Genomic DNA, 22,060 nt, shown 5'->3' with positions numbered 1-22,060 from the left:
AGCGCGCTTTTCCCTTTTTCATCCCCTCTCCTCGCCTTTTGCGATCCTCTTTCCGAAATCAGCAATAAACCTCAACACCTCATTTTCATCACCGAAGAACCAGGATATAACTGTATAAATAAACAGTTAACAAGGAGAGTGTTATGGCACTGGAAAAGGGTATTGCGGCGCAGGTTGCTGAATTTATGGCGGCGGGCCGCCCCTCTTCGCGACGGCAGAATATTGATGACCGGCGAGCTGGCTATATCGCCAGCACGATTCTGGCCGGCGAGAAAGAATTACGGGTGACATCAGAGGATATCGTACTGGAAGGCATGACGTTTCGCGTGATATCACCGCTCAATGCCACGCACTCTCTTCCTTGCATTATCTACTATCATGGCGGCTGCTTTATTAGCGGCGGCTTTGCCACCCACGATAATCAGCTACGGCAGTTGGCTTTTTACAGCGGCTGCCGGGTTATCGCCGTACAGTATCGTCTCGCCCCCGAACATGTTTTCCCTGCCGCTCATGACGATGCGGAGCGAGGAGCCAATCTCATCCATCAATATGCCCAACGGCTTGGCGTTATGGCTGACAAAATCACCCTTGCTGGGGATAGCGCGGGCGGGCATCTGGCGCTCATTACTGCTTTACGACTGAAAGCCGTAGGGCAATGGTCTCCGGCACAATTGCTGCTGATTTACCCTATGCTCGATGCCACCGCCCGTTGCGCGAGCTACGTCAGTAACGGCGAAGACTACATCATTACGCGAGATACGCTGCTTTCTGGTTATGAACTGTATCTTTCCGACACCGACACACAGCATCCAGAAGCCAGCCCGCTCTGGCGAGATGATTTCAGCGGCTTGCCGCTGGTGCATATCATCACCGCGGAATACGACCCGCTGCGTGATGAAGGCGAAGCACTGTATCAACGGTTGACGGAACAAGGCGTATCCTGCACCTGTCAGCGATACCTGGGCGTGATCCACGGGTTTTTCCAGCTAGGGGGTATAAGCCAGGCAGCTCGGGATGCGATGCGAGACGTAGCCTGGCGAAGCGCCAGGCTCGGTGTCTGATAACGCCAGGAAGAGTAGAGTCTTGCTTTACTCCTCCTCGTTTCCACCCTCTTCGTAGGCGCCAAAAGGTTTGGCAGGCAACACAATATAAGTGCCTTCGAATATCACGCCCGGTGAGTCGTCGCCAAACAGCTCAACTTGCATCTGAACGCGCGCTTTACGGCCTCTTGCCAGACGATCCAGATCGCCGCTTAACGACCCCAGATCGGCAATGGCCGTGGGCCTGCCGGTGATTGGCCGGCTATAGCGAATATGTGCATCGGCAAGAATAATGGTACCGCCAAGATGGCGCTCGCGTAGCATTAGCCAAATCAGCCCCCAGCCGGTCAGCGTGGCCAGGGAAAACAGGCTGCCGGCGAACAGCGTATGGTGCGGATTCTGGTTGCCGGTTTCCGGCATGGTGGTAATAAATTTTTGCCCGGTATACTGCTGGATACGCACGCCCATCTTTTCGCTCAGCGGAATATGATCGTACCAGGCCTGCTGTAGCTGTGCGCACCAGTCACCGCGATGCAGGATATCATCCAACGAGGCGACCGGTTTAATCATCAGAAAGTGGCGGACCGGCGTTGTTTGCGGGGTGGTAATTTCACCCTGATTCACAAAGCCGAGCTTGGCAAAAAACGGTACCGCGTCTTCACGGGCGCTACAGGTCACACGCTTAACCCCTTCCTGACGGGCAACAGACTCCAGGGTCATCGCAATCAGCGTCCCCAGGCCTTTATCCTGTACATCAGGGTGCACCGCCATAAAGCGGATAGAGGCTTCGCTGTCGGCGTTAATGTATAGCCGCCCGACGGCCACCAGCCTTCCTTCTTCGTCCACCACCATCTGGTGATGCGCCATCGCGTCCCAGGCATCGCGCTCGGAACCTTTGGGTTGATGTAAGGGTTTACGCAGCATTTCCCAGCGGAACTGGTAATACTGATCTAACTCTTCTGCCGTTTGCGGTACTCGGAGATGGTACATAATGGCACTCTCTTTTGTCCCCCGCGTTCTACCGGGAAGTGGGCTCATACCTGCAACCAGAACGTGACCGGGCCATCGTTGACCAGCGACACCTGCATATCCGCAGCAAATCGTCCTGTTTGGGTGTTCATTTCCTGTTGGCGGCAACGCTCAACAAAATATTCATATAGCGCTTCAGCGCGGTCGGGCGCGGCACCCTTCGAGAAACCCGGGCGCATACCGCGTTCGGTATCGGCTGCCAGCGTAAACTGCGACACTACCAGCACGCTGCCTCCCGCCTGCTTCACGTTGAGGTTCATTTTGCCGTCAGCATCGCTGAAGATTCGGTATCCCAATACGCGCTCGCAGAGGCGGTTGGCCTTTTGTTCGTCGTCGTCTCTCTCTACGCCCAGCAGCACCAGCAGCCCAAGGCCGATTTCCCCTGTAACCTCATCCGCCACGCTGACGCTGGCACGGGTTACGCGCTGAATTAATGCAATCATGGTTACTCTGCTTCTTGTTGTTCTGTTTTCAATTTTCGGTATTCACCGAGAGTGACAGTTATTTCTGCGCCAAGCAAGACGATACACCACGTCCAGTAGACCCAGACAAACAAAATGGGGATCACTGCCAGCACACCATAAATCAGCTGGTAGGAAGGAAAAGCGGTGATATAGAGGGAGAACACCTTTTTGCCTAATTCGTGCAGCAGTGCGGCAACCAATGCGCCAATCACCGCATCGCGATTTGGCACCTGCGTGGTCGGCACAATGCTGTACAGCAGCCAGAACGACAGCCACGACAGCAGGAGCGGAAAGACGCGCAATACATTATCGATAACGCCATGCAGCTCACTGGCCCAGCGTAATGAAAGCAAATAGGAACTGATGGCCAGGCTAACCCCGGCCAACAGTGGTCCGAGGGTCAGGATCATCCAATAAACCGCGAACGAGTAAATCTTCGGCCGCGCACGTTTACTCCGCCAGATGGTGTTTAACGCACTGTCGATGGAGTACATCAGCAGCAGTGCGGTAATAATCAAACCGCAGGCACCAAACGCGGTCATTCTGTTGGAGTTGGCAACAAACTGCTCGATATAGCGCTGAATGACGTCACCGGTCGCCGGTAGAAAATTGGCAAACACGAAGTGACGGATCTGCAGGCTAACTTCCGAAAACATCGGGAATGCCGCGAATAGCGCGAAAATCACCGCCACCAGCGGCACAAGGGACAGCAACGACACATAGGCCAGATTTCCGGCAAGTGTCGTCATATTATCTTCTTCAATGCGCCGCCAGAGGAATTTACTCCACGCCACCAGCGGCCGGGTATGATGAATACATTTTTGATGAACGGTTTTTAACATAACGACTTCATAAAATAGTCGGGTAGGGTTTCTCTCCCGGTCACCAGGACACTGGTGATCCCCAACTGGTTAGCCCCTTCTATATTATCGGCGTTATCGTCAAAAAAGACCGCATCGGCGGCAGAAAAACCTTCAGACTCAAGCACACGCTGGTAAATCCTGGCTTCCGGTTTACGCATTCCCATCTCCTGAGAGAGGTAAACACGATCGGCGGCAGCGTAGATTTGCGGATATTCACCCGGCCAGAAGGTGGTGTGCAGCGCGTTAGTATTGGAGAGAACAACAACACGATGCCCCTGCTCGCGCAGATTGTTCATGATGTCGATAACTTCGGGACGCAGGGCGACAAATATCGCCTGCCAGCCGTGGGCAAACTGTTCGTAGCTGAGCGGGAGGTCCATGTCATGGCACATGGCTTTTGCAAATTCTTCGTCAGATATCTCACCACGCTCATGCTGATGAAACACGTCGCCCATGGTAAAACTCTGCTTTAACCGGGCCAGCGGTACGCGAGCAAGATCGCTCCACGTTCCCAGAACACGGTTGAAATCAATGTCGACAATCACATTACCTAAATCAAAGATATAGAGCATTTTTGCCTCCGTTCACGCCGTGGAAATTTCACTGTAGCGGGAAAGGTGGAGTTTGACTATGGGGCAGCAGGGATAAGTTTCTGGGGGCGTATGAGGGTCGCACATTTTGTGCCGGGCTGGTTAGCGACAATCCGATATTAGCCACAACCCGCTCTTTTTGTCAGTATCAGGCCCACCATCTGAATTCACAAACAGCTACCACTGGCAAAAAAAAAACCTGCCATCGCTGGCAGGTTTTTGTATCCGCTAAAGAGAGAAATTAATCTTCTTTAGGACCACGGTTCGCACGTTTGCGATCGTTTTCAGTCAGGTGACGTTTACGGATACGGATAGAAGTTGGTGTAACTTCTACCAGTTCGTCGTCATCGATGAATTCCAGAGCTTGCTCCAGAGTCATTTTCTGAGCTGGGACCAGCGTGGTTGCTTCGTCAGTACCGGAAGCACGCATGTTGGTCAGTTTCTTACCGGTCAGGCAGTTTACCGTCAGGTCGTTAGAACGGCTGTGAATACCGATGATCTGGCCTTCATAAACTTCTGCACCGTGACCCAGGAACAGCTTACCGCGGTCCTGCAGGCTGAACAGTGCGAACGCAACTGCTTTACCCTGGCCGTTGGAGATCAGAACGCCGTTCTGACGCTGGCCCACTTCACCCGGACGAACGTCGTCGTAGTGGCTGAAGGTGGAGTACAGCAGACCGGTACCGGAGGTCATGGTCATGAATTCTGAACGGAAGCCGATCAGACCACGGCTAGGAATCACGTAGTCGAGACGTACGCGGCCTTTTCCGTCTGGATTCATGTTTTTCAGGTCGCCTTTACGCTCACCCAGTGCCTGCATGACAGAACCCTGGTGCTGCTCTTCGACGTCCAGCGTTACGTTTTCGAATGGCTCTTGTTTACGGCCATCGATTTCGCGGAAGATTACTTTCGGACGGGAAACCGCCATTTCGAAACCTTCACGACGCATGTTTTCAATCAGAACGGACAGGTGCAGTTCACCACGGCCAGAAACGCGGAACGCATCGGCGTCTTCGGTTTCTTCAACGCGCAGTGCCACGTTGTGTACCAGTTCTTTCTTCAGACGGTCAAGAATCTGACGAGAAGTAACGTATTTACCTTCTTTACCACAGAATGGAGAGGTGTTTACGTTGAAGAACATGGTTACGGTTGGCTCATCTACGGACAGCGCTGGCAGCGCTTCAACATTCTGCGGGTCGCAGATGGTGTCGGAGATGTTCAGTTCGCCCAGACCGGTGATCGCGATGATATCGCCAGCTTCCGCCAGGTCGCTATCGATACGTTCCAGACCCAGGTGGGTCAGAACTTTCCCGACTTTACCGTTACGGGTTTTGCCTTCGCTATCAATGATAGTGATCTGCTGGTTTGGTTTCACTTTACCGCGTTTGATACGGCCGATACCGATAACACCAACGTAGTTGTTGTAGTCCAGCTGGGAGATTTGCATCTGCAGCGGGCCATCCAGGTCTACGTCTGGAGCCGGTACGTGGTCAACGATCGCCTGATACAGCGGGGTCATGTCTTCCGCCATATCTTCGTGATCGACACCCGCAATACCATTCAGCGCGGAAGCATAAATGATAGGGAAGTCCAGCTGTTCGTCGGTCGCGTCGAGGTTAACGAACAGGTCGAACACCTGGTCAACAACCCAATCAGGACGTGCGCCTGGACGGTCAACTTTGTTGATAACAACAATAGGCTTCAGACCGTGGGCAAATGCTTTTTTGGTCACGAAGCGCGTCTGCGGCATCGGGCCATCCATTGCATCAACAACCAGCAGTACGGAGTCAACCATGGACATGACGCGCTCAACTTCACCACCGAAGTCGGCGTGCCCTGGGGTATCAACGATGTTGATACGGTAATCATTCCATTTGATTGCGGTGTTTTTCGCGAGGATGGTAATCCCACGCTCTTTCTCCAAATCGTTGGAGTCCATCACACGCTCTTGTGTTTCAGCACGCGCATCAAACGTACCGGATTGCTGGAGCAGCTTATCAACCAGGGTAGTCTTACCATGGTCAACGTGCGCGATGATGGCGATGTTACGCAAATTTTCGATCACAACTTTGCCTCGGGCATTAGAAATAGCGCGTTATTGTACACGGATTAATCGCACTACAAAACAGGATCACAGAGATCCTCCGCAAACAAGTATTGCAGAGTTTCTTTGTGATCGCTTTCACGGAGCATAAAAAGGGCACCTAATCGCAATTTGCACCAATATGGTGCTCAACAATCACAGATAAGCACTATAATGGTGCAAACAAGCTATCGTGGTGCAGCCCTTTTGCACTATGGTGCGCATGATAACGCCTTTTGGGGGTAATTTAAAAGTTGGCACAGATTTCGCTTTATATTTTTTAGGGCAACAACGCCACTTTAAGCAGTGATTGAAGACCTCGTTACCACGACGACAATGATAAATCCGGGAGATGTTAAGTATGTCCGCTGAACACGTTTTGACGATGCTGAACGAGCACGAAGTGAAGTTTGTCGATTTGCGCTTCACCGATACCAAAGGTAAAGAACAGCACGTCACTATTCCTGCTCATCAGGTGAATGCCGAATTCTTTGAAGAAGGCAAAATGTTTGACGGCTCCTCAATCGGCGGCTGGAAAGGCATTAACGAATCAGACATGGTTCTGATGCCAGATGCTTCTACTGCGCTTATTGACCCGTTCTTTGAAGAGTCTACCCTGATCATTCGTTGCGACATCCTGGAACCAGGTACGCTGCAGGGCTACGACCGCGACCCGCGCTCCATCGCAAAACGTGCTGAAGAATACCTGCGCGCTACCGGCATCGCGGACACCGTTCTGTTCGGGCCAGAGCCAGAATTCTTCCTGTTTGATGACATTCGTTTCGGCGCATCCATCTCCGGTTCCCACGTGGCTATCGATGATATCGAAGGCGCATGGAACTCCTCCACCAAATACGAAGGTGGTAACAAAGGTCACCGTCCTGGCGTGAAAGGCGGCTACTTCCCGGTACCTCCGGTCGATTCTTCCCAGGACATCCGTTCTACCATGTGTCTGATCATGGAAGAGATGGGTCTGGTTGTTGAAGCACACCACCACGAAGTGGCAACGGCTGGCCAGAACGAAATCGCAACCCGCTTTAACACCATGACCAAAAAAGCGGACGAAATTCAGATCTACAAATACGTTGTGCACAACGTGGCTCACCGCTTCGGTAAAACCGCGACCTTCATGCCAAAACCAATGTTTGGCGATAACGGTTCCGGTATGCACTGCCACATGTCTCTGTCCAAGAACGGCGTAAACCTGTTCTCCGGCGACAAATACGCAGGCCTGTCTGAGCAAGCGCTGTTCTACATCGGTGGTGTTATCAAACACGCTAAAGCGATCAACGCCCTGGCGAACCCAACCACCAACTCCTACAAGCGTCTGGTCCCAGGCTACGAAGCACCTGTTATGCTGGCTTACTCTGCCCGTAACCGTTCTGCTTCTATCCGTATCCCAGTGGTTGCTTCTCCGAAAGCACGCCGTATTGAAGTGCGCTTCCCGGATCCAGCGGCTAACCCATACCTGTGCTTCGCAGCACTGCTGATGGCTGGTCTTGACGGTATCAAGAACAAAATCCATCCAGGCGAAGCGATGGACAAAAACCTGTACGACCTGCCGCCAGAAGAAGCGAAAGAGATCCCACAGGTTGCTGGCTCTCTGGAAGAAGCACTGAATGCGCTGGACGCAGACCGCGAGTTCCTGACTGCAGGTGGCGTATTCACCGATGAAGCTATCGACGCTTACATCACGCTGCGCACTGAAGAAAACGACCGCGTTCGCATGACGCCGCACCCGGTTGAATTCGAACTGTACTACAGCGTTTAATCGAAATTTGAGTTGTACTGTCCAGTTGACGTCGCGCCATGGCCAACAGGCTCTGGCGCAACACCTGGAATTGAGTTGCCGTGGAAACTTTCAGCCCATCTCAGGATGGGCTTTTTTCTCCACCAACAAACTGATCTTTCGCGCTTTTTAGCAATAAAAAGCTATACTGCACTAAAACAGTGCAAGCCTTTTCAGGAGACTGCTAAATGGCAACAGGCGCACTGCCCGATGCTGGGCAGATCCTCAATTCGTTAATTAACAGCATCCTATTGGTCGATGACGACCTGGCCGTTCACTACGCGAATCCCGCAGCACAGCAGCTGCTGGCCCAAAGCGCGCGTAAGCTCTTTGGCACACCGTTACCCGAACTCCTGAGCTATTTTTCGCTGAATATCGGTTTGATGCAGGAGAGCCTGCAAACCGGTCAGGGGTTTACCGATAACGAGGTGACGCTGGTGATCGATAGCCGTTCGCATATTCTCTCGCTCACGGCCCAGCGTCTGCCAGATGGTTATATTCTGCTGGAAATGGCGCCGATGGATAACCAACGCCGCCTAAGCCAGGAGCAGCTCCAGCACGCTCAGCAAATCGCGGCACGCGATCTGGTACGTGGCCTCGCGCATGAGATAAAAAACCCGCTGGGCGGCCTACGCGGCGCGGCACAGCTGTTAAGTAAAGCACTACCCGACCCAGCGCTAACGGAATACACCAACGTCATTATCGAACAGGCCGACCGCCTGCGTAATTTGGTTGACCGTCTGCTTGGGCCTCAGCATCCCGGGACACACGTTACGGAGAGTATTCATAAAGTCGCCGAACGCGTGGTGAAGCTGGTGTCGATGGAGCTACCGGATAACATCAAGCTGGTGCGTGATTACGACCCAAGCCTGCCGGAGCTGCCGCACGATCCCGATCAAATAGAACAAGTTCTGCTGAATATTGTGCGTAACGCCCTTCAGGCTTTAGGGCCGGAAGGCGGCGAAATCGTCCTGCGCACCCGTACTGCATTTCAGCTCACGCTTCACGGCGTTCGCTATCGCCTGGCTGCCCGCATCGATGTTGAAGATAACGGCCCCGGCATTCCATCGCATTTACAGGACACCCTGTTCTACCCGATGGTGAGCGGTCGTGAAGGCGGCACCGGGCTGGGTCTGTCGATTGCGCGCAGCCTTATCGATCAGCACTCCGGCAAAATTGAATTTACCAGTTGGCCGGGCCATACCGAGTTCTCGGTTTACCTGCCAATTAAAAAATAAGGTGTGTTTATGCAACGAGGGATAGTCTGGGTCGTAGATGACGATAGCTCCATCCGTTGGGTGCTTGAACGCGCACTCACCGGCGCGGGGCTGACCTGTACCACGTTTGAAGGCGGGAAAGAGGTGCTTGACGCCCTGGCCACCAAAACGCCTGACGTGCTGATGTCCGATATCCGGATGCCCGGAATGGATGGGCTGGCGCTGTTAACCCAAATCAAACAGCGCCACCCGATGCTTCCGGTCATCATAATGACGGCGCACTCCGACCTGGATGCCGCCGTTAGCGCCTACCAGCAAGGGGCGTTTGATTACCTGCCAAAACCGTTTGATATTGACGAAGCGGTCGCGCTGGTTGAGCGTGCCATTAGTCACTACCAGGAACAGCAGCAGCCGCGCAATGTTCAGGTTAACGACCCGACAACCGATATTATCGGTGAAGCGCCGGCGATGCAGGACGTGTTCCGCATTATTGGTCGCCTTTCTCGCTCCTCAATCAGCGTATTGATTAACGGCGAATCTGGTACCGGTAAAGAACTCGTCGCCCACGCGCTGCACCGCCACAGCCCGCGCGTCAAAGCTCCGTTTATCGCGCTGAATATGGCGGCAATCCCAAAAGACCTGATTGAATCCGAGCTGTTTGGCCACGAGAAAGGGGCTTTTACCGGCGCTAACACCGTCCGTCAGGGGCGTTTTGAACAGGCTGATGGCGGAACTCTCTTCCTCGATGAGATCGGCGATATGCCGATGGACGTGCAAACCCGTCTGCTGCGCGTGCTGGCTGATGGTCAGTTCTATCGCGTCGGCGGCTATGCGCCGGTGAAAGTGGATGTGCGTATTATTGCCGCTACCCACCAAAACCTTGAGCAGCGCGTTCAGGAAGGCAAATTTCGCGAAGACTTGTTCCACCGCCTGAACGTCATCCGCGTACATCTGCCGCCGCTGCGCGAGCGCCGGGAAGATATTCCACGCCTGGCAAACCATTTCCTACAGGTAGCCGCACGAGAGCTAGGGGTTGAGGCTAAATTGCTGCATCCGGAGACGGAAGCGGCGTTAACGCGTCTCGCCTGGCCGGGCAACGTTCGCCAGCTAGAGAACACCTGCCGCTGGTTAACGGTCATGGCCGCGGGGCAAGAAGTGCTGATTCAGGATTTACCCAGCGAGCTGTTTGAAGCCAGCATGCCGGACAGCACCGCGTCATCCTCGCTCCCGGATAGTTGGGCAACGCTGCTGGCGCAATGGGCCGATCGTGCGCTGCGTTCCGGTCATCAAAACCTGCTTTCTGAAGCGCAGCCAGAAATGGAGCGTACGCTGCTGACGACCGCACTGCGCCATACGCAGGGTCATAAACAGGAAGCCGCGCGCCTGCTCGGCTGGGGTCGTAATACCCTGACGCGTAAGCTGAAAGAATTAGGAATGGAGTAAGGCCAGAGTGAAGTGTAAATATTGCTCGATTCGCGCAAACTGCTGCAATTTTGTACTTTACTGTTCCGATGAGTTAAGTATCATGCTGCCCGGCAATCCACGGGGGGACGAAAATGCTTGAATCATTGATTAATCTGGCGTCGAGCGGCGCTGCCGGCCATTCGCCGCAAACGGCAATGGCCGCGGTACTTTGCGCAGCGCTGGTTGGGCTATTTAGCTGATCTGTGTACGGGATGGCGCTAACGCCTATCCCGCCAAATGTCGTGCAGGCCCGGTAGGCGCAAAGCCTCCGGGCTGTTCCTTAGATGACCCGAGAGAATTGCTGCATTCGCGCCTTTTGACGCAGATAAGCGTCAAAGCACATACAGATATTACGAATCAACAGACGTCCTTTTGCGGTAACCTGAATCCCTTTCTCATTAAGGTCCACCAGCCCATCATTCGCCAGCGGTGCCAGTAGCGCCAGGTCTTCGGCGAAGTATTCACTGAAGTTCAGATCCCACTGTTTTTCGACCGCCGCAAAATCGAGGCTGAAATTACATATCAGCGCCTTAATCACATCACGACGAATACAGTCATCGTGAGTCAACGCAATGCCGCGCCACAGCGCATTACCCTGCTCGGCAACCTGCTGATAGTAAAGCTTCAGCTCTTTTTGGTTCTGCGCGTAGCAATCGCCAATCATGCTGATGGCGGAAACCCCCATACCCAGAAGGTCGGTATCGCCCTGCGTGGTGTAGCCCTGGAAGTTGCGATGCAGTACGCCATCACGCTGCGCCACCGCCAGTTCATTATCCGGGCGCGCAAAGTGGTCCATACCGATAAACTGGTAACCGGCTTCGGTTAACGAGCCGATGGTCTCCTGCAAAATATCCAGCTTCTGCTGCGCCGACGGCAGATCGGCATCTTTGATTTTCCGCTGTGCGGCAAACAGCGTCGGCAGATGCGCGTAGTTAAACACGCTTAGACGGTCAGGGTTCAGCTCGGCCACGCGTTTAAGCGTAAAGGCGAAGCTTTCCGGCGTCTGCTTTGGCAGGCCGTAAATCAGGTCGATATTGGTCGAAGTGAAGCCGATTTCACGCGCGCGATTGAGCAGCGCAAAGATGAACTCTTCATCCTGTTCGCGGTTGACCAGCCGCTGCACTTCTTTGTTGAAATCCTGCACGCCCATACTCAGGCGGTTGAAACCTTCGCTACGCAGATGGTCAATAACATCGAGCTCGATTTCACGGGGATCGACTTCAATCGAAATTTCAGCATCAGCGTCAAACTGGAAACTTTCGCGCAGCAGCGTCATCAGGCGACTGATTTGCGCCTTATTGAGATAGGTTGGTGTGCCGCCACCCCAATGTAGCTGGCTGACATGTCGGCCGGAAAATAGCGGCGCACGCTGGCGGATTTCCTGCTCCAGAACGTCGAGATATTGATCGGCTTTGTGCTGCTGGCGGGTCACTATCTTATTGCAGCCGCAGAAGTAACAAAGCTTATGGCAGAACGGAATATGCACGTACAGTGACAGCGGACGTTCTGGATAACGCGCAACGGCGTGAAGAAACTCGCTTTCGCCAAAGGCGTCAGAGAACTCCAGCGCGGTGGGATATGAGGTATAACGTGGCCCGGAATAGTTATATTTCTGGATCAGGGCCAGATCCCAGTCGATTAACTGCACAGACATGCTCACTCCTTGCGATGGTGTCGAGAACGACGACGGCTTGCCGGCGTGGCCGCACTGCTGCGCCACAGCCGGTTGCGCAGCCAACTTTGACGCCGCGACAACCGTCGTAGTTTAACGAATAACCACCCCAGATAACATACAACCAAAAGGGTTATAAGCAGGACTGGCAGGCCAATCGGGTGCAAACGTTAGTTTCCACCTCGCAGCAGGCGCATCATTTCTTCCTTGCCCTCTTCTTCCTCTTCTTCTTCGTCGTCATCGTAAGAGAGGCCGAGCTGCTGCATCAGCTCATCAATTCTGTCCAGTTTGGCATCAACCCATTTCTGATCTTCGGCAGACAGGGTTTCGTCATTTTCAAGACGCTCCAACAGCGCATCCAGGCGCTCATCACTCTCCAGCATATCCAGCTCGGCCTGCGGTGAAAGCATAGGTTTCTCGCTCTTCGGTTTGGGCTGTTTAACGACTGGAGCGTCGGTGACGCCCAGCGCTATCGGTTTTTTACTACCAATACGAGGATCTTGTTGCTGCTTTTGTTTGTTGCCGCCGGATGCTCCGCCAGTGCCATTCGCACGGCTGCCCGCCGCGTTACCACGGTGCTTTTTGTCGTTTTTACGATCGCGTGCTTCCAGGTTCAATTCTTCACGCGTTTTACGGCGCTGTTTACCCGGAGCTTTACTGCGCGGTGCAGAGGTTGGTTTTTTCATGATGTCCGTCTTTAAGCCGTTTTATTCAGTATAGAATTGAGCCGGAATCTAGCAGAAAGCAAACAAAGAAAAAAGGCGACAGAGTAATCTGTCGCCTTTTTTCCTGACTCACAACCCGTTACGGGTTCCACATTCCATGTTGGCTTACAACGCGCCCTGTTTATCCGTTAGCTCTATAACAGTCCCTGTTATTGTTCCCTATCCCTTTGTAACGTCTCCAGACGCTAGTCATCCTGACAGATTCCGTAGGTCTTCGCCTCCTGGCGTTCCTGACCCCTCATCCTGAGTCTAAATCCTTCTGGCTCCCTCGCCGATGGGTGCTACTTTACCGTGTTGCGTTAAACTAACAAGCCATGAAAGAGGGGAAAACTAACAAATCAGATTATTGAACAGTCATAACATGATGATTTTTAATAATACGGTTGTTTTATCATCAGAGATTTCTCTTATATTTCTCATAGCAGCAATGGCAAATGTCCTACACGAGCCAGGGCTTCGTCTTACAGTGAATGAGCCCTGAGGAAAACCAGCCTTTTTCTACCGATCGGGTATAATCGCCCCCATTGCCTGATTTAACGGAGATAACCGTTTTGACTAACCTGAATTACCAACAGACGCACTTTGTGACAAGTGCGCCTGATATCCGCCACTTACCTTCCGATACGGGGATCGAAGTGGCCTTCGCTGGGCGTTCCAACGCGGGGAAATCCAGCGCGCTGAATACGCTTACCAATCAAAAAAGCCTGGCGCGTACCTCAAAAACGCCGGGACGTACGCAGCTCATCAACCTGTTTGAAGTCGTGGAAGGTAAACGCCTTGTCGATTTGCCGGGCTATGGCTATGCGCAGGTTCCGGAAGAGATGAAAATCAAATGGCAAAAGGCGCTGGGTGAATACCTGGAAAAACGTCTGTGCCTGAAAGGTTTAGTCATTCTGATGGATATTCGCCATCCGCTGAAGGATCTCGACCAGCAGATGATCGAATGGGCCGTGGCGAGTGACATTCAGGTTCTGGTCCTGCTGACCAAGGCTGATAAGCTGGCAAGCGGCGCACGTAAAGCGCAGCTCAATCAGGTGCGTGAAGCGGTTGTTGCCTTTAATGGAGACGTGCAGGTCGAAGCATTTTCTTCACTGAAAAAGCTGGGTGTAGACAAACTGCGTCAGAAGCTGGATAGCTGGTATAGCGAAATTCCACCGCAGGAAGAAGCCGAAGCCGCAGAAGAGTAATTCCCGCCTTAATCCCGGATAGCGGCGCCTGGCGCCCTGTTCCGGGCCCGTTTTATGCCTTCGTTTGACCCCATCGTAACCACCATGACTGCTGCGAAAACTTTTCTTTCGCCCAATAAAAAACGCCCCAGTCATTACTGACTGGGGCGGCTAAAATATTCAGCCAAATCCGATTACGTGAAGTAAAAGGTCTGAAAGATAGAACATCTTACCTCTGTACCCTACGAGATTAACTCTACTCTTTTTTACGGTTCACAGAAAGCATTTTTTGTAGTTTTTTTTCACTTGTTACATAACAAATTCTAATGTTCATCACAAAATTAGATAAGCTTTGTTGCTTACTTACAGAAAACGACGTTTATCATCGAACACTTAATGCGCTTGATCCCAGTTTTCGCCGCTGCCGACTTCCACCAGCAGCGGGACATCAAGCTTAGTGCTGTTTTCCATCAATTCATGCACTTTCTTCGCTACCGCATCGACATCGTCTTTGTGAACCTCAAAGACCAATTCATCGTGGACCTGCATGATCATGCGAACGCGCGGCTTCTCATCTTCTAACCAACGATCAACCGCAATCATGGCCCTTTTGATGACATCGGCAGCAGTCCCCTGCATTGGGGCGTTAATCGCCGCGCGTTCGGCGCCGGCACGGCGTGCACCGTTGCTGGATTTGATGTCCGGAAGATACAGACGACGACCATCCAGGGTTTCGACGTATCCTTGCTCTTTCGCCTGCGCACGCGTGCGTTCCATATATTCCAGTACGCCAGGGTAACGTTCGAAGTAGAGATCCATATACTTCTGCGCTTCTTTACGCGGAATGTTCAGTTGGCGCGCCAAGCCAAAAGCACTCATACCGTAAATCAGGCCAAAGTTTATCGCTTTCGCACTACGACGCTGATCGCTACTCACGCTTTCCAGCGGTAGGCCAAACACTTCGGCCGCCGTGGCACGGTGAATATCCTTACCTTCCGCAAAGGCCTTAAGCAGCCCTTCGTCGCGTGACAGATGCGCCATAATACGCAGTTCAATTTGCGAGTAGTCCGCTGACACGATGACGTAATCTTCCGGCGCGATAAATGCCTGACGAATACGACGGCCTTCTTCGCTGCGCACCGGAATATTTTGCAGGTTTGGATCGGTGGAAGATAGACGACCGGTCGCCGTCACCGCCTGATGATAGGAGGTGTGAACACGCCCGGTTTTCGGATTGATCATCAGCGGCAGCTTGTCGGTATAGGTCGACTTCAGCTTCGCCAGCCCACGATACTCCAGGATCACTTTTGGCAGCGGGTAATCCAGCGCCAGCTCTTCCAGCACCTCTTCAGAGGTCGACGGAGCGCCGCCAGGGGTTTTCTTCAGCGGCTTAATACCCTGTTTTTCAAACAAAATGGTCTGCAGCTGCTTTGGCGAAGAGAGGTTAAATTCTTCACCAGCAATCTCATAAGCTTTTTGCTCCAGCTCAACCAGACGCTTAGCGATTTCCTGCGAGTGCGCATGCAATACGGTAGGGTTAATTTTCACCCCGTTGCGTTCAATGCGCGACAGTACCGGCACCAGCGGTATCTCAATTTCGTTGAAAATGCGCAGCGGCCCTGCCGTTTTCTGGAGCTTCGGCCACATTTTCAGATGCAGCTGTAGAGTGACATCCGCATCTTCCGCGGCGTAGCGGCCCGCTTCTTCCAGCGCAATCTGGTTAAAGGTAAGCTGATTTTTGCCCTTCCCGGCAATCTCTTCAAAGGTGATCGTTTTATGCTTCAACCAGCGGTCAGAGAGACTGTCCATATCATGGCGGCCGGCGACGCTATCCAGCGTGTAGGACTCGAGCATGGTATCAAAGGCAATACCACGCAGCTCAATACCATAGTTGGCCAGAATACCGCGATCGAACTTCAGGTTCTGGCCGACTTTCAGCAGGCTGTCATCTTCCAGCAGCGGTTTGAGTAACTCCAGGGCGCGCTCGCGAGAGATCTGTTCTGGCGCATCGAGATAATCATGCGCAACCGGCACATAAGCCGCCACGCCGGGTTCAATGGCAAACGACAGGCCAACCATATTAGCGGAGATATTATCGAGACTGTCCGTCTCGGTATCGAAAGCAAATAATGGGGCTTTTTTGAGTTTTTCGATCCACGCCAGCAGCGTTTCTTCATCCAGAATCGTGACGTAATGATCCGCAGAAAGAGTCGTTGCTACCTCAACTTCTTCTTCCGGTTCCACAGCACTCGCGGATTGTGAAGGCTTAGCCGCGGGTTTACCGCCTTTGGCCTGCATCCAGGTGCCAGACTCAACATCGGTTATCCAGCGTTTAAATTCATACTTCTTGAACAGTTCCAGCAGTTCATCTGCCGCCGGAGGCATCACGGTCAACTGTTCGCAGCCCAGCTCCAGTTCGACGTCAGTCTTGATGGTTGCCAGCTTGTAGGAGAGATAGGCGAGGTCTTTATTCTGCTCAAGTTTGGCGGCCATGGTCTTCGCGCCACGGAAGGTCAAACCCGCAATTTTTTCCGGCTCACCATATAGCGCGTCAAGTCCACCCAGGCCCTGCAGCAAAGCCTGCGCAGTCTTCTCGCCAACGCCTGGAACGCCTGGAATATTATCCGAGGAATCGCCCATCAGCGCGAGGAAGTCGATAATCAGCTCTGGCGGTACGCCATATTTTGCGACCACTTCCTCAGGACCGAGGATCGTATTGGTCATGGTATTGATAAGCGTAATGCCCGGCGTTACCAGCTGCGCCATATCTTTATCACCGGTACTGATAAGCACCGGGCGGCCGATTTTCTCAGCTTCACGCGCCAGCGTACCGATAACGTCATCAGCTTCAACGCCGGAAACCGCCAGCAATGGCAGGCCCATCGCCTTCACCATGGTATGCAGTGGTTCAATTTGCGCACGCAGATCGTCCGGCATCGGGGGACGATGTGATTTATAGTCTTCAAACAGTTCATCACGGAAGGTTTTTCCCTTCGCATCAAAAACCACAACCGCATGGGTCGGCTGGTATTGCAGGATCAAGCTGCGCAGCATATTCAACACGCCGTACATCGCGCCTGTTGGCTCACCTGCACGGTTAGTCAGCGGTGGGAATGCGTGATATGCCCGATAGAGATAAGAAGAGCCATCAACGAGGATAAGAGGGTTTTCTGGGATCTGAACCATAATTTCCGTGCCTGTTTATCAGATTATGGGTAAAGGATGCCACAGACAGCATGAAAACATGAATTTTTCGCCAAAATAACGTGAAAAGATTTAGAGATCTTCGCGATCGCACGCAAAACAAATTGTGGATAAGTTTGTGAGTAATTTTATTTTATTCATAACAAATAATATGTAACCCAGAGTTAAATACAAAATAATCATTATTTTTCAATTAATTAATACTCGATCGTTACAATAAATCACAGTTTGATGATAATTCACACAGTGTGGATAGACGCGACGCTCCTTTTTCTATTCCGCTAAGACCCGTCATTTAGCGCGTTTTCTGGTAAAATCAGCGCCTTGTGTTCTTTTATCTGTACACGTTAAATAACTAACTATCTGAATAAACAAACTATGTCGAGATTGCTCGCAGCGATAACACTGCCCATAAGTATCGCGCTTACTATTTTACTGACTATATTGTGCTCCATTCCGATAATCCTCGCAGGGATCATCAAGCTCATTTTCCCTGTTCCGGCGATCTGGCGTTCAGTCTCGGTATTCTGTAATTTTATGATGTACTGCTGGTGCGCAGGGCTCGCCGCACTGCTGCATTTAAACCCTTGGCTCAAGTGGGATATCCAGGGGTTGGATACCTTAAATAAGAAGAACTGGTATCTCCTTATCTGTAATCACCATAGCTGGGCAGACATTGTGGTGCTGTGCGTTATTTTTCGTAACCGCATTCCTATGAACAAGTATTTCCTAAAGCAACAGCTAGCCTGGGTACCATTTATGGGCCTCGCGTGCTGGGCGCTGGACATGCCTTTTATGCGTCGTTACTCGCGAAGCTATTTGATTCGCCACCCAGAACGTCGCGGCAAGGATGTAGAAACAACCCGCCGCTCTTGTGAAAAATTCCGTGCACATCCGACGACCATCGTCAATTTCGTCGAAGGGTCCCGTTTCACGCCGGAAAAACAACAGCAGACCCGCTCGCCTTATAAAAACCTGCTGCCACCTAAAGCGGCTGGTATTGCCATGGCATTGAATGTATTGGGGTCTCAGTTTGATAAGCTGCTCGACGTCACGCTGTGCTATCCCGAAAACGATAAGACACCGTTTTACGATATGCTGAGCGGTAAGCTGACGCGCATTGTGGTTCGCGTCAATCTTCGTCCGATCGACCCTGAGCTGCACGGCGATTATGTTGGGGATAAGAACTTCAAGCGGCGTTTTCAGCTGTGGCTGAACGCGTTATGGGAAGAGAAAGATCGGCAAATTGATGCAACCAAAGCAGAATACAAAAACGCCGGTCTATGACCGGCGTTTTCGTTTTATTTCATCTCAACAAGCTGTTTCACAGCATCAGCATACTGAGCAACAAAGACATCCATATTGCTGGTATCCATACCCTGCGGGTTCAGCTGGTATTTACCATTAACGAACATCGCTGGAACACCCTGCAGTTGCAGATCGGCCGCGGCTTTTTCTTGCTGAGCAACCATGGATTTCACCACGAAGCTGTTCCATGCCGCGTCATAGTCATCACCTTTCACGCCGGCGTTAATGAAGACGTTACGGATATCGGCAACAGTCTGAACCGTTTGTGTTTTCTGCACGGCTTCAAACATCGGTACGGTGACCTTATCTTCAACGCCCAGCGCCATCGCAACCGCCCACGCCTGAGTCAGATCCTTGCCCAATGGTCCCAGGAACTCAACGTGGTACTTGGTCATTTTTACGCCTTCAGGAAGCTTTTTCTTCACGTTATCAGAAACGTGAAGAACTTCCTCGAACTGATAGCAATGCGGGCAGTAGAAGGAGAAGAACTCCAGCACCTGCGGCTCACCTGCAACCGGTTTATCGATGGTAATATATTGTTTGCCTTCGGTAATCTGAGCAGCGGATGCGCTGAATGCCAGAATCATACCTGCCAGCGCAAGCCAAACCTTTTTCATAACTCACTCTCTCCTGACTGTGTCGAATTAATACATTGGCGTTAGCTGTAGAGGGGGTTCTTGCAGAACCTTCACCTGCTCAACGAAAGTAGCAATCTGCCGATGCCAGAAATCTTCCCCGGTTAACCAAGGAAAATTTTTCGGAAATGCAGGGTCATCCCAGCGCCGGATAATCCAGGCAAGATAATAAACCAACCGCATTGCGCGTAAAGGCTCAATCAGCGCTAATTCATCTGAATTGAAGCTGCTGAATTCCTCATAAGCCTCTACGATCATTTCAAGCTGCATACGCCTCTCAGCAACAGAGCCATTAAGCAGCATCCAAAGATCCTGCACCGCAGGACCGTTGCGTGCATCATCGAGATCGACAAACATCGGGCCATCTCGCCAGAGAATATTCCCGGCATGACAATCACCGTGTAAGCGCAGCACATCAAAGCGCCCGTGCCACTGCCCCATGACCGCGTCAATAAGGTCATCCGTCGCCTTCAGGAAACGCTCTTTTAAGGCTGCGGGGATCAGGACCGAGTCTTCAAACACGGCACGCGGTTCAATAAGGTATTCTTTGACGCCGATATCCGGGCGAGCAGTAAAGCGAGATTTGCGCCCCGTCTGATGCAGGCGGCCCAAGTAGCGCCCAACCCACTCCATCTGATCGAGATTATCAGACTCAAACTGCCGGCCCCCCACGCTTGGAAAGACGGTAAAGTAGAAACCATCATGGGTCAGCAACGTCTTATCGTTAAAGACAAGTGGCGCCGCGACCGGTACATCATCCTGTACCAGCTCCAGCGCAAACTGATGCTCTTCAAGAATCTGTTCGGCAGACCAGCGCTCCGGACGATAGAACTTCACCACCATGCGGCGGCGATCTTCGTCCTGAAACTGATAAACCCGATTCTCATAGCTATTAAGAGGGGTAAGACCAGAATCCACCCGAATGCCCTGTTCGAACAGGGCATCAATAATAGTGTCCGGGTGGAGAGTCTGGAATGTGAAAGCCTTGTCGTTCATCCTGACATCCGACTAACGATACGAATGATTCAGGATATCATTTCGTGGCGGGTTGATCGGCTCTGCTTACAACCTTTTACTCTTTAATCACACCACGAGCGCGCAGCAGCGCGGTTTTGAAATCTTCTTCATAATCTTTCTGAATCCCCGGGATCACCGCATCTTTGGCTGAGTCGCGCATTTTCAGATGGTAGATCAGAATATCGTCCGTTAAATCGGCCAATTCACCGTCATAGCCTGACTCTTTCGCCAGTTTCTGCAAAAATTGCATAAGATTCAGCTCAGGCTCTTTCTGCCAGGCTGGCTGGAGGAGTTCAATAACTTCATTCAGACGTTTACATTTCATGGTCGTGCTCCTTACGCTTGATAAAGACACGGTAGCAGGGTAACCCCCACAATAAAAGAGGCGATAGCAGTGAAAGCGAATAGCCAGATAACCGGCGTGGTGCTGGCAGGTGGTAAAGCCTCCAGAATGGGTGGTAAGGATAAGGGGTTGATGCTGCTTAACGGTAAACCGTTATGGCAGCACGTCGCTGACCGTCTGCGCCCGCAGGTCAATTCAATTGTGATTAGCGCAAATCGTAATCTGCCAGTTTACCAGGCGAGCGGTTTACCGATCATCACCGATACCCTGCCAGGCTACCCTGGACCGCTCGCCGGTATCCTGTCGGTAATACAGCAGGTTTCAGCCGAATGGTTTTTGTTTTGTCCCTGCGACACGCCTTTTATTCCCGAGTTTTTAGCTGAACGCCTGGAAAACAAACGCCATCAGGCCCCCGTTGTTTGGGTACATGATGGTGAACGCGATCACCCAGCAGTGGTATTAGTTCACCGCAGCCTGGCATCAAAAATAGAAGAGTATTTGGCTCGCGGCGATCGTCGAGTCATGGTGTTTATGCGTGAAGTTGGCGGTCATTCGGTAGACTTTAGCGACATGAAATCAGCATTTCACAATATGAATACACCGCAAGATTTACAGCAAAATCAGGTGGAAAAATGATTCCGCTATTAGCGATTGCAGCCTGGAGTGGCACCGGAAAAACGACGCTTCTGAAAAAATTGATCCCTGAACTTTGCGCTCGTGGTATCCGCCCGGGGTTAATCAAGCATACTCATCACAATATGGATGTCGATAAACCAGGGAAAGACAGCTATGAATTGCGAAAAGCGGGAGCGGCGCAAACGCTGGTCGCGAGCAAGCAGCGCTGGGCGCTTATGACGGAAACAGCGGAAGAAGAGGAGCTCGATCTCCACTGGCTGGTGAGTCGAATGGACGCATCAAAGTTGGATTTGGTACTGGTGGAAGGGTTCAAGCACGATGCCGTCGCCAAGATTTTACTATTTCGTGAGGCGGCGGGGCATCACGTCAGCGAGCTGACTATCGATGAGCATACGATCGCGGTGGCCAGTGATACTGCGATAAATGTTGAGTTGCCCGTGCTGAATCTGAATGATCTACATGAAATTGTGGAGTTTATTGTTGAGTGGTTGTCTCGCCAGATCGATGATTAGCGAAAACTGCAGTTAAGGGAGACGGTAACTTCATCGCCCGGCTTATCCCGCGGGGAAAAGTGCCGGAACTTGTCAGTAATCGTTCTTTTTTCTGACGTACAGACGCAAAAAAGCCCATCCGTCAGGATGGGCTTCTTCACTTATTTGATGCCTGGCAGTTCCCTACTCTCGCATGGGGAGACCCCACACTACCATCGGCGCTACGGCGTTTCACTTCTGAGTTCGGCATGGGGTCAGGTGGGACCACCGCGCTACTGCCGCCAGGCAAATTCTGTTATTAACCCGCCATCAGGCCGGTCAATA

The 22,060-nt window shown here is 52.1% G+C and carries 21 protein-coding genes and 1 rRNA gene; 9 read left to right on the top strand and 13 right to left on the bottom strand.

Going from position 1 to position 22,060, the window contains the following annotated elements; translation table 11 throughout:
* The first annotated feature begins 143 nt into the window (after window positions 1-143).
* On the top strand, window positions 144-1,061 hold the full coding sequence (locus KCR01S_RS20240) for an alpha/beta hydrolase (protein WP_061284812.1): 918 nt from the start codon (window positions 144-146) through the stop codon (window positions 1,059-1,061).
* Between the two features lie 27 nt (window positions 1,062-1,088).
* On the opposite strand, the gene fabY is transcribed toward KCR01S_RS20240, so the two are convergent.
* The 5 genes from fabY to typA form a co-directional block, all read right to left on the bottom strand.
* Entirely contained in the window at window positions 1,089-2,030 is a 942-nt protein-coding gene (fabY, locus tag KCR01S_RS20235) for a fatty acid biosynthesis protein FabY (RefSeq protein WP_061284811.1), read from the bottom strand.
* Between the two features lie 44 nt (window positions 2,031-2,074).
* Window positions 2,075-2,512 carry a D-aminoacyl-tRNA deacylase gene (gene dtd / locus KCR01S_RS20230; RefSeq protein ID WP_061284810.1) on the bottom strand — a complete coding sequence of 146 codons (438 nt, stop codon included), beginning with the start codon at window positions 2,510-2,512 and terminating at the stop codon, window positions 2,075-2,077.
* Between the two features lie 2 nt (window positions 2,513-2,514).
* Complete coding sequence (locus KCR01S_RS20225; protein WP_061284809.1) at window positions 2,515-3,375, bottom strand: virulence factor BrkB family protein; 861 nt, start codon at window positions 3,373-3,375, stop codon at window positions 2,515-2,517.
* Window positions 3,369-3,968 (bottom strand): glucose-1-phosphatase, encoded by a 600-nt coding sequence (gene yihX, locus KCR01S_RS20220; RefSeq protein WP_061284808.1) that lies wholly within the window; start codon window positions 3,966-3,968, stop codon window positions 3,369-3,371. Before yihX ends, KCR01S_RS20225 begins: the two co-directional genes overlap by 7 nt.
* Window positions 3,969-4,227: 259 nt before the next feature.
* On the bottom strand, window positions 4,228-6,051 hold the full coding sequence (gene typA / locus KCR01S_RS20215; protein WP_061284807.1) for a ribosome-dependent GTPase TypA: 1,824 nt from the start codon (window positions 6,049-6,051) through the stop codon (window positions 4,228-4,230).
* Between the two features lie 379 nt (window positions 6,052-6,430).
* Between typA and glnA the strand changes: the two genes are divergently transcribed.
* From glnA to KCR01S_RS25220, 4 genes are all read left to right on the top strand, one after another.
* Entirely contained in the window at window positions 6,431-7,840 is a 1,410-nt protein-coding gene (glnA, locus tag KCR01S_RS20210; RefSeq protein WP_052284167.1) for a glutamate--ammonia ligase, read from the top strand.
* A 206-nt stretch (window positions 7,841-8,046) separates the two neighbouring features.
* Window positions 8,047-9,096: a nitrogen regulation protein NR(II) gene (glnL, locus tag KCR01S_RS20205; RefSeq protein WP_052284166.1), complete on the top strand. Its 1,050-nt coding sequence runs from the start codon at window positions 8,047-8,049 to the stop codon at window positions 9,094-9,096.
* Between the two features lie 9 nt (window positions 9,097-9,105).
* Complete coding sequence (glnG, locus tag KCR01S_RS20200) at window positions 9,106-10,518, top strand: nitrogen regulation protein NR(I) (protein ID WP_061284806.1); 1,413 nt, start codon at window positions 9,106-9,108, stop codon at window positions 10,516-10,518.
* A gap of 113 nt (window positions 10,519-10,631) precedes the next feature.
* Window positions 10,632-10,739, top strand: a complete 108-nt coding sequence (locus KCR01S_RS25220; protein ID WP_112202478.1) for a YshB family small membrane protein — start codon at window positions 10,632-10,634, stop codon at window positions 10,737-10,739.
* Between the two features lie 80 nt (window positions 10,740-10,819).
* Here KCR01S_RS25220 and hemN read toward each other — a convergent pair whose 3' ends face one another.
* Both hemN and yihI read right to left on the bottom strand, forming a co-directional pair.
* Window positions 10,820-12,193, bottom strand: coding sequence for an oxygen-independent coproporphyrinogen III oxidase (gene hemN, locus KCR01S_RS20195; protein ID WP_061284805.1), 1,374 nt, complete (start codon window positions 12,191-12,193; stop codon window positions 10,820-10,822).
* Between the two features lie 188 nt (window positions 12,194-12,381).
* Window positions 12,382-12,897 carry a Der GTPase-activating protein YihI gene (gene yihI, locus KCR01S_RS20190; protein WP_061284804.1) on the bottom strand — a complete coding sequence of 172 codons (516 nt, stop codon included), beginning with the start codon at window positions 12,895-12,897 and terminating at the stop codon, window positions 12,382-12,384.
* Window positions 12,898-13,487: 590 nt separating this feature from the next.
* Between yihI and yihA the strand changes: the two genes are divergently transcribed.
* Window positions 13,488-14,123: a ribosome biogenesis GTP-binding protein YihA/YsxC gene (gene yihA / locus KCR01S_RS20185; protein ID WP_061284803.1), complete on the top strand. Its 636-nt coding sequence runs from the start codon at window positions 13,488-13,490 to the stop codon at window positions 14,121-14,123.
* A 159-nt stretch (window positions 14,124-14,282) separates the two neighbouring features.
* Here yihA and spfP read toward each other — a convergent pair whose 3' ends face one another.
* Together spfP and polA are read right to left on the bottom strand one after the other, a co-directional pair.
* Window positions 14,283-14,330: a small protein SpfP gene (spfP, locus tag KCR01S_RS25945; protein ID WP_071892919.1), complete on the bottom strand. Its 48-nt coding sequence runs from the start codon at window positions 14,328-14,330 to the stop codon at window positions 14,283-14,285.
* 165 nt (window positions 14,331-14,495) lie between these two features.
* A complete protein-coding gene (gene polA, locus KCR01S_RS20180) occupies window positions 14,496-17,288 on the bottom strand; it encodes a DNA polymerase I (protein ID WP_061284802.1) in 2,793 nt (930 codons plus the stop codon).
* A 396-nt stretch (window positions 17,289-17,684) separates the two neighbouring features.
* Here polA and KCR01S_RS20175 point away from each other — a divergent pair, with 396 nt between their 5' ends.
* Window positions 17,685-18,593 carry an acyltransferase gene (locus tag KCR01S_RS20175; protein WP_061284801.1) on the top strand — a complete coding sequence of 303 codons (909 nt, stop codon included), beginning with the start codon at window positions 17,685-17,687 and terminating at the stop codon, window positions 18,591-18,593.
* Window positions 18,594-18,607: 14 nt separating this feature from the next.
* Here the strand turns inward: KCR01S_RS20175 and dsbA are convergent, their stop codons facing one another.
* From dsbA to KCR01S_RS20160, 3 genes are all read right to left on the bottom strand, one after another.
* Window positions 18,608-19,231, bottom strand: a complete 624-nt coding sequence (dsbA, locus tag KCR01S_RS20170; RefSeq protein ID WP_061284800.1) for a thiol:disulfide interchange protein DsbA — start codon at window positions 19,229-19,231, stop codon at window positions 18,608-18,610.
* Between the two features lie 27 nt (window positions 19,232-19,258).
* Window positions 19,259-20,245, bottom strand: a complete 987-nt coding sequence (locus tag KCR01S_RS20165; RefSeq protein ID WP_061284799.1) for a serine/threonine protein kinase — start codon at window positions 20,243-20,245, stop codon at window positions 19,259-19,261.
* A 76-nt stretch (window positions 20,246-20,321) separates the two neighbouring features.
* A complete protein-coding gene (locus KCR01S_RS20160) occupies window positions 20,322-20,591 on the bottom strand; it encodes a YihD family protein (RefSeq protein ID WP_052284157.1) in 270 nt (89 codons plus the stop codon).
* 69 nt (window positions 20,592-20,660) lie between these two features.
* Between KCR01S_RS20160 and mobA the strand changes: the two genes are divergently transcribed.
* The gene (gene mobA, locus KCR01S_RS20155; RefSeq protein ID WP_072277194.1) at window positions 20,661-21,245 is read left to right on the top strand and encodes a molybdenum cofactor guanylyltransferase MobA; all 585 of its coding nucleotides are present in this window, start codon (window positions 20,661-20,663) and stop codon (window positions 21,243-21,245) included.
* On the top strand, window positions 21,242-21,757 hold the full coding sequence (gene mobB / locus KCR01S_RS20150; RefSeq protein ID WP_061284798.1) for a molybdopterin-guanine dinucleotide biosynthesis protein MobB: 516 nt from the start codon (window positions 21,242-21,244) through the stop codon (window positions 21,755-21,757). The genes mobA and mobB overlap by 4 nt, the downstream gene beginning before the upstream one ends.
* A 149-nt stretch (window positions 21,758-21,906) precedes the next feature.
* Here mobB and rrf read toward each other — a convergent pair.
* A 5S ribosomal RNA gene (gene rrf / locus KCR01S_RS20145) occupies window positions 21,907-22,022 on the bottom strand.
* Window positions 22,023-22,060 lie beyond the last annotated feature (38 nt).

This window comes from Kluyvera cryocrescens NBRC 102467, from assembly GCF_001571285.1.
GTDB classification, from domain to species: Bacteria; Pseudomonadota; Gammaproteobacteria; order Enterobacterales; family Enterobacteriaceae; genus Kluyvera; species Kluyvera cryocrescens.
The sequence above is the reverse complement of the archived record's forward strand: the minus strand, read 5'-3'. Positions and strand labels throughout refer to the sequence as shown.

Coding starts and splice junctions, on each gene's coding strand:
- glnA (WP_052284167.1), top strand. CDS start 6,431: ATGTCCGCTGAACACGTTTTGACGATGCTGAACGAGCACGAAGTGAAG.
- dsbA (WP_061284800.1), bottom strand. CDS start 19,231: ATGAAAAAGGTTTGGCTTGCGCTGGCAGGTATGATTCTGGCATTCAGC.
- KCR01S_RS20240 (WP_061284812.1), top strand. CDS start 144: ATGGCACTGGAAAAGGGTATTGCGGCGCAGGTTGCTGAATTTATGGCG.
- hemN (WP_061284805.1), bottom strand. CDS start 12,193: ATGTCTGTGCAGTTAATCGACTGGGATCTGGCCCTGATCCAGAAATAT.
- KCR01S_RS20225 (WP_061284809.1), bottom strand. CDS start 3,375: ATGTTAAAAACCGTTCATCAAAAATGTATTCATCATACCCGGCCGCTG.
- polA (WP_061284802.1), bottom strand. CDS start 17,288: ATGGTTCAGATCCCAGAAAACCCTCTTATCCTCGTTGATGGCTCTTCT.
- KCR01S_RS25220 (WP_112202478.1), top strand. CDS start 10,632: ATGCTTGAATCATTGATTAATCTGGCGTCGAGCGGCGCTGCCGGCCAT.
- yihI (WP_061284804.1), bottom strand. CDS start 12,897: ATGAAAAAACCAACCTCTGCACCGCGCAGTAAAGCTCCGGGTAAACAG.
- glnL (WP_052284166.1), top strand. CDS start 8,047: ATGGCAACAGGCGCACTGCCCGATGCTGGGCAGATCCTCAATTCGTTA.
- glnG (WP_061284806.1), top strand. CDS start 9,106: ATGCAACGAGGGATAGTCTGGGTCGTAGATGACGATAGCTCCATCCGT.
- KCR01S_RS20165 (WP_061284799.1), bottom strand. CDS start 20,245: ATGAACGACAAGGCTTTCACATTCCAGACTCTCCACCCGGACACTATT.
- dtd (WP_061284810.1), bottom strand. CDS start 2,512: ATGATTGCATTAATTCAGCGCGTAACCCGTGCCAGCGTCAGCGTGGCG.
- fabY (WP_061284811.1), bottom strand. CDS start 2,030: ATGTACCATCTCCGAGTACCGCAAACGGCAGAAGAGTTAGATCAGTAT.
- yihX (WP_061284808.1), bottom strand. CDS start 3,968: ATGCTCTATATCTTTGATTTAGGTAATGTGATTGTCGACATTGATTTC.
- mobB (WP_061284798.1), top strand. CDS start 21,242: ATGATTCCGCTATTAGCGATTGCAGCCTGGAGTGGCACCGGAAAAACG.
- KCR01S_RS20175 (WP_061284801.1), top strand. CDS start 17,685: ATGTCGAGATTGCTCGCAGCGATAACACTGCCCATAAGTATCGCGCTT.
- KCR01S_RS20160 (WP_052284157.1), bottom strand. CDS start 20,591: ATGAAATGTAAACGTCTGAATGAAGTTATTGAACTCCTCCAGCCAGCC.